We start from the raw sequence: 439 nt of genomic DNA on the forward strand, positions 1-439 counted from the left end.
GGGGGGGGGGGGGGGCGGGGGGGGCGGGGGGGGCGGCGGGGGGGCCCGGGGGGGCGCGGGGGGGCGGGAGGTGCGCGGTCCGCTGCGGCGCCGCGGGCGGGCCGCTCGCCATCGACCTCGCGTCCGACGGGCCGCACCTGCTGATCGACGGTGCCCAGGGCACCGGCAAGACCGAGCTGTTGCGGTCCATCGCCGCCTCGCTCGCCGCCGCCGAGCGCCCGGACCGGATGTCGCTGGTGCTGGTGGACGGCGGCGGCACGGAGCGCGGCGAGGGACTGCGGCCGTGTACGGAGTTGCCGCACGTCTCGACGTACCTGGCGGCGTCCGACCCGGTGCGGATGCGGGAGTTCGCGCAGGCGCTCAGCTCCGAGCTCAAGCGGCGGGCCGAGGTGCTGGGCCGCGGCGACTTCGTCTCCTGGCACGCCGGCCGGGCCGGCTC

General features: G+C 80.2%; 1 protein-coding gene. It reads left to right on the plus strand.

The features are described from left to right. Positions 1 to 439, plus strand: a 439-nt coding sequence (locus AAHZ94_RS35035) for an FtsK/SpoIIIE domain-containing protein (RefSeq protein ID WP_349997681.1), incomplete at both ends; no start/stop codon positions are given.

It is taken from the genome of Streptomyces sp. HSW2009 (assembly GCF_040240285.1).
In the GTDB taxonomy this organism is placed as follows: domain Bacteria; phylum Actinomycetota; class Actinomycetes; order Streptomycetales; family Streptomycetaceae; genus Streptomyces.